6 protein-coding genes are annotated in these 13,085 nt (G+C 63.6%); 3 read left to right on the top strand and 3 right to left on the bottom strand.

Annotated features, from left to right (window positions below; translation table 11 throughout):
* Positions 1-2,124, bottom strand: a complete 2,124-nt coding sequence (locus CCZ28_RS13245; protein WP_140218722.1) for a TonB-dependent siderophore receptor — start codon at positions 2,122-2,124, stop codon at positions 1-3.
* A 227-nt stretch (positions 2,125-2,351) separates the two neighbouring features.
* Here CCZ28_RS13245 and CCZ28_RS13240 point away from each other — a divergent pair, with 227 nt between their 5' ends.
* Complete coding sequence (locus tag CCZ28_RS13240) at positions 2,352-3,290, top strand: class I SAM-dependent methyltransferase (protein ID WP_140218720.1); 939 nt, start codon at positions 2,352-2,354, stop codon at positions 3,288-3,290.
* 391 nt (positions 3,291-3,681) lie between these two features.
* Here the strand turns inward: CCZ28_RS13240 and CCZ28_RS13235 are convergent, their stop codons facing one another.
* Together CCZ28_RS13235 and CCZ28_RS13230 are read right to left on the bottom strand one after the other, a co-directional pair.
* Positions 3,682-5,313 (bottom strand): ATP-binding response regulator, encoded by a 1,632-nt coding sequence (locus CCZ28_RS13235; protein WP_205894581.1) that lies wholly within the window; start codon positions 5,311-5,313, stop codon positions 3,682-3,684.
* A 158-nt stretch (positions 5,314-5,471) separates the two neighbouring features.
* Positions 5,472-6,071, bottom strand: a complete 600-nt coding sequence (locus CCZ28_RS13230) for a response regulator (protein WP_058762694.1) — start codon at positions 6,069-6,071, stop codon at positions 5,472-5,474.
* A 298-nt stretch (positions 6,072-6,369) separates the two neighbouring features.
* Here CCZ28_RS13230 and CCZ28_RS13225 point away from each other — a divergent pair, with 298 nt between their 5' ends.
* Together CCZ28_RS13225 and CCZ28_RS13220 are read left to right on the top strand one after the other, a co-directional pair.
* Positions 6,370-11,358: a YDG domain-containing protein gene (locus CCZ28_RS13225; protein ID WP_140218716.1), complete on the top strand. Its 4,989-nt coding sequence runs from the start codon at positions 6,370-6,372 to the stop codon at positions 11,356-11,358.
* A gap of 2 nt (positions 11,359-11,360) precedes the next feature.
* Positions 11,361-13,013: a ShlB/FhaC/HecB family hemolysin secretion/activation protein gene (locus CCZ28_RS13220; RefSeq protein ID WP_140218715.1), complete on the top strand. Its 1,653-nt coding sequence runs from the start codon at positions 11,361-11,363 to the stop codon at positions 13,011-13,013.
* Positions 13,014-13,085: the final 72 nt, after the last annotated feature.

The following is a 13,085-nucleotide window of genomic DNA, read 5'->3' as shown; positions in this document are numbered from 1 at the left end:
TCAGAAGGTGTAGGTGAAGCCCGCCTGCACCGTCCGCGGCTCGCCCGGATAGCTGTAGGCGTTCCAGGAGCTCTCGTCGTAACCCTTGTTGAAGACGTTGCGCACGTCCAGGTTCAGCCGCAGGTGCGCGTCGACCTGGTAGAAGCTCAGCAGGTCGGTGACCGTGTAGCTGTCCATCTTGTAGTCGCTGACGGCGGTCTTCTGGCCTTCGCGGGCGCCCACGTAGCGGATGTTGCCACCCAGGCCCAGGCCGCGTAGCGCGCCATCGTGGAATTCGTAGACGTTGAGCAGGTTGACGGCATTGCGCGGGATGTTGGTCAGGCGGGTGCCGCTGGGCAGGCTGTTGTCCTTGGTCACCTCGGCGTCGGTATAGGCATAGCCACCGAGGATGCGCCAGTTGCGGGTCAGGTCGCCGGCCACGTTGAGTTCGAAGCCGCGGCTGCGTACCTCGCCTGCGGCGACGCTGAAGTTGGGATCGACCGGATCCAGGGTCAGGACGTTTTCCTTGACCGTATGGAAGATCGCCGCATCGACGCTCAGGCGACCGCCCAGCGCTGCCCACTTCAGGCCCAGTTCATAGGCCTTGCCCTCTTCGGGATCGAAACCGCCACCCTGGCGCGCCGCGCCGGTGTTGGGCTTGAACGACTTGGAGGCGCTGCTGTAGAGCGCCAGCTCCGGGGTGAGGTCGTAGCTTGCGCCCAGGCGCGGGGTGACGGCGGTGTCGTCGTTGGACCAGCTCTGGCCGCCGGCCACGAAGTTGTCGTAGTCGTGCTCGAAGCGTTCCAGACGCACGCCGCCCAGCAGCTTGAGGCGGTCGGTGACAGCGAGCTGGTCCTGCACGAAGGCGGCCCAGCTCTTGAGCGTCTCGTGATCGTGGGTGGGGGTGCGGGTCAGCGCCGGGCGCGGCTGGCCCAGGACCGGATCGACCAGGTTGACCGTGTAGACGCCGGTACCGCCCGCGGAGCGCTGGATGATAGAGCGGTAGTCGTAGTCCTCCACCTCCACGCCGGTGACCAGGGTGTGGCCCAGGCCGAAGGTGTCGAAGTGACCGGTCAGGTTCAACTGCAGGTCGCGGTCGCTCCACTCCAGGTTACGGTAGCTGAAGTTGCGGCCCAGGATCACGCCATTGGCCTGCACGCCGTTGGCTTCCACGGCATTGCCCTTGAGGCTGCCGTCCAGGTACTGGAAGCCGCCAGCCAGGGTCCAGGCGTCATTGAGCTGATGCTCGAAGCGCAGCTGGTAGGTCTCGCTGTCGTTGTGCAGCAGGTTGGTGGTGCCCTTTTCCCAGGCGTTGGTGGAGCGGCTGGCCTCGGCGCGCTGGGCCAGATAGTTGGTTCGCCCGCGATCCAGGGGAGCGTTGTTGCGGATGATGTCGGCCTCGAAGGTGATCAGGGTGGCATCGGTGGCCTGCCAGCTCAGCACCGGGGCGACTTCGTAGCGCTCGGTGTGCACGTCGTCGCGGAAGGTGTCGCCGCCTTGGGCGATCAGGTTGAGGCGATAGGCCAGGCGGCCGTCCTCGTCTACCGGGCCGGTGGTGTCCAGGGTGCCGCGCTTCTGGCCCTGGTCGGTGAATTGGCTGCCGATAGTGGTCTTGCGCTCGCCCAGCGGCTGCTTGGTGATCACATTGAAGGTGCCGCCCGGATCGCTGCGGCCATAGAGGGTGGCCGCCGGGCCGCGGAGTACTTCGACGCGCTCCAGGAGGGCGGCATCCGGCGCACTGGGATAGCCACGGTTCATGGGGAAGCCGTTGCGGAAGTACTCGGCGCTGGTGAAGCCGCGCACCGTGTAGTTGGTCAGGCCCTGGCCGCCGAAGTTGTTGCCGCGGCCCACGCCGCCGGCCAGGTCCAGTGCCTGCTGCAGACTGGTGGCGGAGACGTCGGTGAGCGCCTCGCGCGAGACCACGCTCACCGACTGCGGCGTTTCATGCAATGGGGTGTCGGTCCGGGTGGCGCTGCTGGAGCGTTCGGCCTTGTAGCCTTGCACCGGGCCGGTGGGCGATTCCGTCGTTCCCGTGATGGTGAGATCGGACAGGGCCTGGGGCGATTCGTCCGCCGTCTGGGCGAAGCCGTGGATGGGCAGGGCACAAAGGGGCAGTAGGGAAAGGGCAGGGACCAGCCGGCGCATGGTTATCGTCCAAAGAAATGGGAGGCGGATTCTAGAGCGGCTTAAAAGAGGGATACAACTGCGATTCGTTACCACCTGCGATGAATTTCGGTTTGTTTGTCGGATGTCTGCCGAGTGACTGAGCCGAGTAGGCTCAAGGCCGGTCCGCAGGGTGCTTGGCGTCAGGTATTCAGCCAGGGCCGGCCATTTGGCGTAGCATGCCGGTCCCTTTTCGTCAGCGACCGTCCATGAATACCGCCACCCTTGCCCAGCTCACCACGCTGCTCCTCGCCGCGCTCGACCCGCCGCCCGCTGAAGCGCGCCGCCTGATCCATGGCCGCGGCCGGCTATTGCCGGGGCTCGAGCAACTCACCGTCGACTGGCTGGAAGGCGTGGTGCGGGTGGGGCTGTTCCGCGAGTTGCCCGCGGCTGAACTGGACGCCCTGCGCACCAGCCTGGCGGCCCTGGCCGTGACGCCGGCCTGGGCTGCCAGTGCCGCCTTCAGCCTGCTCCTGCAGCACCGTTATCGCCTCGACGCCGCCAGCGAAGCCCTGATCGGTGCACCGGTGGGCGAGCAGGTCATCCATGAGGACGGGCTGAAATTCGGCCTGGATCTCTCCCGGCACCAGAACATGGGCCTGTTTCTCGACATGCGCCTTGGCCGGCGCTGGGTGCGCGAACAGGCGGCCGGACTGCGGGTGCTCAACCTGTTCGCCTATACCTGCGGCTTCTCGGTGGCAGCCCTGGCTGGTGGGGCGAACCAGGTCGTCAACCTGGACATGGCCCGCGGTCCCTTGACCCGCGGTCGCGAGAATCATCGCCTCAATGGCCATGACCTGGGCAAGGTCAGCTTTCTCGGCCACGAACTGTTCAAGTCCTGGGGCAAGGTGCGCAAGCTGGGGCCCTACGACCTGGTGATCGTCGATCCACCGAGCTTCCAGCAGGGCAGCTTCGCCCTGACCAAGGACTACGCCCGCATCCTGCGCCGCCTGCCCGAGCTGCTCACGCCCGGCGGCCGGGTCCTGGCCTGCGTCAACGACCCCGGCGTGGGCGCGGATTTCCTCATCGCCGGCATGGCCCAGGAGGCACCGAGCCTGGCCTTCGTCGAGCGCCTGGCCAATCCACCGGAATTCGCCGATGAAGATCCCGAAGGTGGGCTCAAGGTGCTGGTGTTCCGGCAGGGCTGAGCACCTGGCTGCCCGATAACGCCGTAGGTTGGCGCTGAGCGCAGCGAAGCCCTCAGCCGCGTAGGGTGGATAACGGCGCAGCCTTATCCACCGCCTTAGGCCGGGCCTGCCAGTGGAAAACGCTGCGCGGTTTTCCACGCTACGCCTGGATCGCGGCCATGGGCCGCTCCTACAAGCTTTGGTAACTCCCGTAGGAGCGGTCGCTACGGCGCACCGGCATGGCCACGATCGGCAAAATGTTGGAGTTCCATGGGTGCCGCGTAGGTTGGCGTTGAGCGCAGCGAAGCCCAACGGTGCCCCGCTCGACCACGGCTGTTGGGCTTCGACGATGGGGCCGTCTCAGCCCAAGCTGCGCACTGGCCCGGGCCGCGCTGGCGGGCGCCCAAGCCCGTCACGACAGATCGCCCAGTGCCCGCCGCAAGTCCTTGGCACTCACCGGCTTGTGCAGCAGGGGAATGCCGCTGGAGGCCGCCTCGCTGAGGCGCTCGGGCGCTGTGTCGCCGGTGATCAACAAGGCCGGAATGTCACGGGCGAAGTGTGAGCGCAAAGCGCGAATCACCTGTGCTCCGGTCTGCTGATCGCGTAGTCGATAGTCGCAGATGATCATGGCCGGTGCCGTGTTCCAGGGTAGGGCGACCGCCGCTTGATAGGACTCGGCCACTGCGCTGGTGCAGCCCCAACTGCTCAGCAATTGCTGCATGCCGAAGCGGATGGACTCGTCGTCGTCCACTACCAGGATGCAGCCACGCAATTGCAACTCTGTGTCGGTGACCGGCGGCGGTTGGCCGGGATAGTGGGCCAGTGGTTGCAGGAGCGAGAGCGGCACTTCCAGGCGAAAGGCGCTGCCGCGACCTACCTGCGACACCAGGGTCAGGCGATGCTCCAGAGAGCGCACCAGGCCTTCGACGATGGCCAGTCCTAGCCCCAGGCCGTTGCGCCGGTCACGTTCGCTGTTATTCAGTTGATGGAACTCGCGAAAGATCTCCCGCTGCTGGTTCGCGGCGATGCCGATCCCGGTATCCACGACTTCTAGGATGGCATGGCTCCGCCGCCGACGCGCGGCGACCAGCAGTCCGCCGCGCTCGGTGTAGCGAATGGCGTTAGTAATCAGGTTGCGCAAGATCAGCTCCAGCAGCGCCGGATCGGACAGGATCTGCAAGTCGGTCTCGCGACAGCGGTAGATGAGCCCCTTGGCATCCGCCAGGGGCGCCAGATCCAGCTCTATCTTGCAGAAGAGACTGTGCAGATCTACAGGCTGCACGCTGGGTTGCACCACCCCGGCCTCGATACGGGAGAAGTCCAGCAGGGTGTTGAGCATGTCCGCCGACGCCAGGCCGGCCGCCTTGGCATTGTCCAGGGCCTGACGTTGGTGCTCGTCCAACTGGCTGTAGGACAGCGCCTCCAGGAACAACCCCTGGGCATGGATGGGCTGACGCAGGTCATGACTGGCGGCGGCCAGGAAGCGCGACTTGGCTTCGTTGGCCTGCTCGGCCGCTTCACGTGCGGCGCTGGCCACCTGGCTTTCGTGCTGCAGCCGTTCGATCAGATCGAGGTTTTCGAAGCGCAGCCGAATGGAGGTATTGATCTCGCCGCCGACCAGACACGCCTGCCGACACTGTGCGATGACGTAGAGCAGGCAGCAAGCCCCCATGGCCTGATAGGTCAGCTCGTCCATCATGAAAAGCCGCAGCATGATCAAGGACAACATCGGTAGCATCAGGCTCAGGTAGAGCCGCAGAATCGTGGAGAGCAGGGATACCGCATGGCTGCCGATCGCAGCCATCATGGCTAATAGCAGCGCGATGGAACTGGCCGGGCCGTTTTCCTGTAGGCCGATCCAGGCGAGTGAGCCCCAGATCAGGCCCTCCACCAGCTTGCTGAGCACCAGAATGCGCACCGTCGGCGCAACCTGGCTGTGATCCAATCGCAGTCGTAGTAGATGCCGGCTGTAGCCGACCAGAAAGAAGCGGCAGGCGAGGAACGCCAGATACCATGCCGCCAACTGCAGTTGGTTGTCGGTCATTGACCAGATTGCGGAGTCACTCGTGTGCGTTGTCTTGCGTCCGACGGCCAGGAAGATGCCGAGCAACAGCGTCGATAGAGGGATACCGACCCAGAGCGACTGGCTGGTGCCCTCGAGGATCAACCTGAGCCGCTCGCGTTGAATCCGGACGTCATCGATCAAAGCAGCAGACCCAGCCGGCGGGCGGTATAGATGGCCTCGGTGCGGCTCGCCACCCGTAGCGCCGCGAGCAGGGCCTGAACATGGCCGCGCACCGTGTGCTCGGACAGCTCCAGGCGGCGACCGATCAGCTTGTTCGACAGCCCCTGGCTCAGCAGCTCGAGTACCTCGATCTGGCGTGGCGTCAGTCGTGGTCGATCACTCGCCAGCACCGGTCCTTCGGGAAGGTCGCCATCGAGCAGGACGCGGATCTTCTGCAGCAGTCGTTCGGGCTGTTCGGTCTTGGAGATGAACTCCAGCGCCCCGCGGCGCACCGCCTCGCGCACCACCTCCGACAGATCGAAGGCCGACACCATGACGATCTTCGCCTGCGGCCATTTCTCGCGGATGGCGGTAATACCCTCCAGCCCGCTGATGCCCTGGAGCTGAACGTCGAGCAACACCAACTGCGGTTCCACTTCATTCAGACGCAAGGCGTCCTCGAGCGAAGAGGCTTCCCTGATGGTGACCAGGGGCAAGCCCACCGCCAGTACTAGGGCGATACCGGAGCGGAACAGCGCATGGTCGTCGATGAGTAGCAGGGTGGTTGGCTTTTCCATCCCCGCAATCTAGACGCGGCCAAGCGGCCTCACAAGATTTTCGAACCGGTCCAAATGGACTATAGGCGATGGGTGGGCGCGCCTCTTAAGGTGATCAAGTATGTGAACGGTATCGCGTTCTTATGCGTTGCCATTCATCGAGCCTGGTTAGTCAGGCACTGCGCGCCGAATGACAGTCGCCTCGAAAAGAGGGGCCGGCCCAACGGATAGAGCCCGCCGCGACCCTCCCGACAACTTCCCCGGTTGCCCTGTCGTTGTGACCTGACGCCCACCTATCGCCTCCGAAAGGACTCCCACCATGAATCGCATCTTCCGCACCCTATGGAGCCATGCCCTCCAAGCCTGGGTCGTCACCAGTGAATTGGCCAAGAGCGGCGGCAAGCGCGGCAGTGGCCGGGCGGTGGGTCTCCTGCTGTTGGCGCCCCTAGGCGCCATGGCGGCGAATCTACCCAGCGGTGGGACGGTGGTGTCCGGCAGTGGGCATCTCTCCAGCACTGGCCAGCAGCTTACCGTCGAGCAGTCCAGTGCCAACCTGGCCATCGATTGGCAGAGCTTCGACATAGGCGCTGGCCATGGGGTGACTTTCCACCAACCCTCCAGCCAGGCCGTAGCCCTGAACCGGGTGGTGGGCCAGGATGCCTCGCGCATCCTCGGTAACCTGGACGCCAATGGCCGGGTGTTCCTGGTCAATCCCAACGGCATCCTCTTCGGCCAGGGCGCCAGCGTGAACGTCGGCGGGCTGGTGGCCTCCACCCTGGATATCTCCAACAGCGATTTCGAACAGGGTCGCTACCGCTTCAAGAGCCAGGCCACGCCCAAGACGGTGCTCAACCAAGGCAACATCAAGGCCCATGACGGCGGCGCCGTGGCGCTGCTCGGTGGCCAGGTCAGCAACCAAGGCGTGATCGTCGCCAATGGCGGCAGCGTGGCGCTAGCCGCTGGCCAGGCCATGACCCTGGACTTCGCCGGCGACGGCCTGCTCAACGTCAAGGTGGATGAAGCCACCGCCGATGCCCTGGCGGAAAACCGCGAGCTGATCCGCGCCAACGGCGGCCAGGTACTGCTCACCGCCCACGCCAGCGATGCCCTGCTCAAGACCGTGGTCAATAACAGCGGCGTGATCGAGGCCCAGACCCTGGCCGAGCGCGGCGGCAAGATCGAATTGCTCGGCGGTTTCGACGGCGGCACGGTGCAGGTCGCGGGCACCTTGGATGCCAGTGCGCCCACAGGCGGCAACGGTGGCTTCATCGAAACCTCGGGCGCCCACGTCAAGGTGGCGGACAGTGCCAAGGTCACCACCCAGGCACGGAACGGCAAGACCGGTACCTGGCTGATCGACCCTAATGATTTCACCATCGCTGCCAGCGGGGGTGACATGACCGGCGTGGCCGTCTCGACCGCAGTACAGAACAACAACTTCGAGATCCAGACCGCCACCATGGGTACCGCTGGAGGCAATGGCGATATCCATGTGAATGACATCATCACCTGGAACAGCGCGAACACCCTTACGCTGAATGCTGAACGCAACATCAACATCAACGCCGCTATCACCGCCGGAGACCCAGGCGGCAAGGTTGTCCTGAAGTACGGCCAAGCCAGCGCCAATGGCGGTGTCGCGGACTACTACATCAAGGCCCCTATCAACCTGCACAGCGGCAACAACTTCGGTACCCAAAAAGGCTCGACTGGCAGCCTGGTCAGTTACACCGTGGTCACTGATGCCAATGCGCTGCAAGCCATGAATAACAGCCTGGCCGGCAACTATGCCGTGGGCAGTAATATCGACCTGAGCAGTATCGGCAACTGGCAGCCGGTGGGTGACAGCAGCAGCAACTTCACCGGACAATTCGCCGGGCTTGGCCATACCCTTGGCAATCTGAGCATAAACGTCAGCAATACGAACTACATCGGTTTGTTCGGTTTAGCAGCCAACGGCAGTGTAATCCGCGATATCGGTCTAGTCGGTGGCAGTATTTCGGGTGCCTATAACGGTAACATCGGTGGGCTAGCCGGATTCAATGCGGGAATCGTTAGCAACGTGTATGCCACCCTTGATATGTCGGGCCTTGTGCGTCCAAACAACACAGGCGGGTTGGTCGGACAAAATCAAGGAACCATAAGTAACGCCTATTCCACCAGCAACGTTGGGGGCGTCAACGCCAAAGGCGGCGGGCTGGTTGGATACAACCAAGGTGGGACCATTACCAATGCCTATGCCACAGGCACTGTTGGGAGTGACAGTGAGGGTGGCGGGCTGGTCGGAACTAACGAACTTGGAACCATCACCAACGCCTATGCCACAGGCGGTGTTTCGGGTAACGGCACTCTCGGCGGGTTGGTCGGATACAACGACCGTGGAACCATCAGCAACGTCTATGCAACAGGCGCAGTGGGATCCACTAACGGCAACTTAGGTGGGTTGGTCGGATACAGCGACCGTGGAACCATTAGCAACGCCTATGCAACCGGAAATGCCTCTGGCGGCAGCTTTGTAGGTGGGCTGGTGGGAGCTATCAACGGCGGAAGCATCACTTACACCTATGCCACCGGCAGCGTCACTTCGGGTGCTTATGTGCTCGGCGGACTCGTCGGGCGCAACTACAACAACGGGACGATAAACAACAGTTTCTACGCCACCACCGATGCAGTTGGAAACGCTATCAACGACAGCGGCGCAACTACGGGTGTTAGGTTCGACGGGAATGTCAACGGTGTAGCTAAAACCTGGACCGAGTTGAGTGCGCAGACCACCTTTACCGGCTGGGATACGAGCATCTGGTCATTCCCCGGTATCAATACCAGTGTGGCCGGCTACGGCTCAGGAGGCCTGCCCTACCTCACCGGCGTTACCCGCCCGGTGGATATCGTCTGGAACACGCTATTCGCCGGTGGTGCTGGTACGGTAGGCAGCGCCTACAGCATCACCTCTTGGCAGCAGTTGGCCAATATCAGCCAAGTGCTGAGTGGTGGTTACTATTTCAGCCTGAGCAACAACCTCGACCAGAACAGCCCTGGCTATACCGCCCTGGCCAGTTCCAGCGCCAACAACGGCGCGGGCTGGAATCCGCTGGGTAGCAACAGTACCCTATTCATCGGCACCTTTAATGGACTAGGCCACACCCTGAGTGATTTAGTCATCAATCGCTCCAACAATTATGTCGGTTTATTCGGCATTACTGGCGCTGGCGCCGTGATCCGCGATATTGGGCTGGTCGGTGTCAGCGTCTCGGGCGACCAAGTTGTCGGCGGGCTGGTTGGATACAACGACCGTGGAACCCTGAGCAACGCTTATGCCACCGGCAGTGTATCGGGCAACTATTACGTCGGCGGGCTGGTTGGATACAACGACCGTGGAACCCTGAGCAACGCCTATGCCACCGACAGTGTATCGGGCAGCTATTCCGGTGGGCTGGTCGGATACAGCTCCGGCACCCTGAGCAACGTCTATGCCACCGGCAGCGTCTCTGGCAGCCAATACGTCGGTGGCCTGCTCGGATTGAACGTCGGTACTCTGAGCAACGCCTATGCCACCGGTAGTGTATCGGGCACCTCAAATGTCGGCGGGCTGCTCGGATACAACGACCATGGAACCCTTAGCAGTAGCTTCTATGCCACCACCGATGCCAGTGGCAACGCCATCAATGGCAGCAGCAACGGCTTCGGCAATGGGAAATCCCGGTCCGAATTAACCCAGGCTTCGACGTACGCAGGGTGGGATATCGCTAGCACAGGCGGCTCGAATGCGGTCTGGCGCATATACGAAGGCAACAGCGGCCCCCTGCTGCGTAGCCTCCTCACCCCGCTGACCGTCACTGCCACCGTTGCCGATAAGGTCTACGACGGTAGCGCCAGCAGTGGTAGCTCCTATACCACCTCGGTCCCCGGCGCGACCCTACTCGGTAGCCTGAGCTATAGCAGCAACTCGGCTAATGCTGGCACCTATAGCACCCAGGCCGGCAACCTGACGCTGAACAACCAGCTGTATTCCACCTCGCAGGGCTACGACATCACTATCCAGGCCGCCAGCCTGACCATCACGCCCAAGACCATCACCGGTAGCATCACCGCCCAGGACAAGACCTACGACGGCACTACCAGCGCCATTACTGTCGGCGCCCTGAGCGGCGCGATCCAGGGGGATGCCGTGAGCCTCACCACCAGCGGTAGCTTCACCGACAAGAACGCGGGCACGGGCAAGCAAGTCAACGTCAGCGGCGTGCTCAGTGGCAGCGGCGCCAGCAACTATGTGTTGAGCAGCACCAACGCCACCACCACGGCCAACATCGCCGCCAAGTCCATTACCGGCACTATCGCCGCCCAGGACAAGACCTACGATGGGACCACCGCTGCCACAGTTTCGGGCAGCCTGAGTGGCGCGATCCAAGGTGATGACGTGAGTCTCGCCAGCACTGGTGCCTTCACCGACAAGAACGCCGGCACGGGCAAGCAAGTCAACGTCAGCGGCAGCCTTAACGGCAGCGGCGCCAGCAACTATGTGTTGGGCAGTACCAACGCCACCACCACGGCCACCATCACGCCCAAGACCCTCACCGGCAGCATCACGGCCCAGGACAAAACCTACGACGGCACTACCAGCGCCATCACCGTCGGCGCCCTGAGCGGCGCGATCCAGGGTGATACCGTGAGCTTCACCACCAGCGGTAGCTTCACCGACAAGAACGTGGGCAACGGCAAAACCGTCAACGTCAGCGGCAGCCTCGGTGGCACCGATGCCGGTAACTATCAGTTGGCCACCAATGGCACCACCATCGCCGATATCACACCGGCACCGCTGGTGATTACCGCTCTGGATGCCAGCAAGGCAGCCGGGCAGCTCGCCCAGCTCAGTGGCTACAACGTCACGGGACTCTTTACGGGCGACTCCGTAGCTAACGTGGTTCTCGCTAGCCCCGGTGCCAACGCTACGGCGGCACCCGGCAGCTACCTCATTGTGCCCAGTGCGGCGAACGGCCTCGGTTTGGGCAACTACCTGATCAGCTACAACCCAGGAACCCTAACGGTGCAAGGCGTGACCGTGCCACAACCGGTACCTGACAACCCCAGTACGCAGCCTGTAAGCACGCCGTCTGTGGTTCCGCCCGTAATAGCCGCCCAGGTGTCCAGTACCGCTCCGGTGCAGGACGGCCAGACCGGTACCGCCCAACCCGTCGGTGATACCACGCTACGCCTGACCGCCTTCGAGGAGTTGAATGGCGCCAGCCTGAGCGGTTTGCCCAACCTGAAAGTCGTCAACCGTGGCATTCGCTTGCCGGAAGGAATCTGAAGATGCGTTTGATCCACCCCCTGCTCGGTTGCGTCCTCGCCGCCTTGCCCTACGCGGTACACGCTGCTACCGCACCGGATGCCGGTCAATCTCTGCAGAGCCTGGACCAACAGCCCCTGGCCCTGCCCGAGCGCCAGACCCTGGAGCTGAACCTGCCCAGTGCGCCGGCCACCCAGGCTGCGTCAGGCGGCCCCACGCTGGTGGTCAAGGGCTTCATCCTGGAGGGCAATAGCGCCATCCCCGACCAGGAGCTGCAGCAGTTGCTCAAGGATCTGCGCGGGCGCAGCCTGACCCTGGCCCAGTTGCAAGCGGGTCTCCAGCGCATCACCGAGCTGTATCAGGCCCATGGCTATCCCCTGGCCCGTGCCTATCTGCCGGCCCAGAGCATCGATAACGGGCAGGTACGCGTCGCCATCCTCGAAGGGCGCTATGGTGCAGTGCGCGCCGAACACGCCGTGGACCTGCATGGCTTCGCCCTGGCGCCGCTGGCGCAGCTGGTACCGGGCGAACCGATCAAGGCGGATTCGCTGACTCGCAGCCTGCTGCTCTTGCAAGAGGTGCCCGGGCGCGAGGCCAAGGCGACCCTGCAGCCCGGCGCCACCACCGGCACCTCGGACCTGGTGGTGGACATGGGCCCCGCGACGTTGTTGTCCGGCTCGGTGGATGCCGACAACTACGGCAACCGCTTCATCGGTGAATACCGCCTGGGCGGCACCCTCAATGTGAACAACCCCCTGGCCCTGGGTGATCGTCTCAGCCTGAGGGCCACGGTCAGCGATGAAGACCAGCGCTACGGGCGTATCGCCTACCAGTTGCCGGTCACGCCCTGGTCGACCCAGCTCGGCGTGGCCTATTCCGATATGGATTACCGTCTGGCCAAGGATTTCGCCGATTTGGACGCCCATGGCCGTGCCCAGGTAGCCAGCGTCTTCGCCGTACAGCCGTTGATCCGCCAGCGCGGCCTGACCCTGGATACCCAGCTGCAATTCGACGCCAAGCGCCTGCGCGACGACATCGACGCCTTCAGCGAGCGCAGCGACAAGCACTCGCGGGTCACCACCCTCTCGCTCAACGGCAGCAGCCAGGACAGCCTGCTGGGTGGCGGGGTGAACAGCTTCGCCCTGGCCTGGAGCCATGGCGACCTGGACATTTCCGGCGCCGACCAGCGCCTGCAGGACCAGACCACTGCTGGCACACGCGGCCAGTTCAACAAAATCAGCCCCAGCCTGGTACGCCTGCAGCGGCTGACCGAGCGCTTCAGCCTCTACACCCAGCTGCAGGCCCAGTGGGCCGACCGCAACCTGGACAGCTCGGAGAAGTTTTACCTGGGCGGCGCCTATGGCGTGCGCGCCTATCCCCAGGGCGAAGCCTCGGGCGACGAGGGTTGGCTGGCCAATGTGGAACTGCGCTATGCCCTGACCCAGGCCTGGCAATTGTCCACCTTCGTTGACCATGGCGAGGTACGGCTGAACCGTGATCCCTGGACCACCGAGGACAACCACCGCAGCCTGTCCGGCGCTGGGGTAGGAGCGACCTGGAACGCCTACGGCTGGCGCGTAAACGCCGTAGCGGCCTGGAAGCTGGGCAACGCCGAACCTACCAGTGACGTCGATCGCTCGCCAAGGGTATGGGCGCAGGTGGTGCGGTTCTTTTGAGAGCCAGCGTCCCCCCCATACCCCTGTTCAGTCGGGGTAAGGCTGGATAGAGCTGGCAGTGGAAAATGCTGC

This window comes from Pseudomonas oryzihabitans, from assembly GCF_006384975.1.
Taxonomy (GTDB): Bacteria; Pseudomonadota; Gammaproteobacteria; order Pseudomonadales; family Pseudomonadaceae; genus Chryseomonas; species Chryseomonas psychrotolerans_B.
The sequence above is the reverse complement of the archived record's forward strand: the minus strand, read 5'-3'. Positions and strand labels throughout refer to the sequence as shown.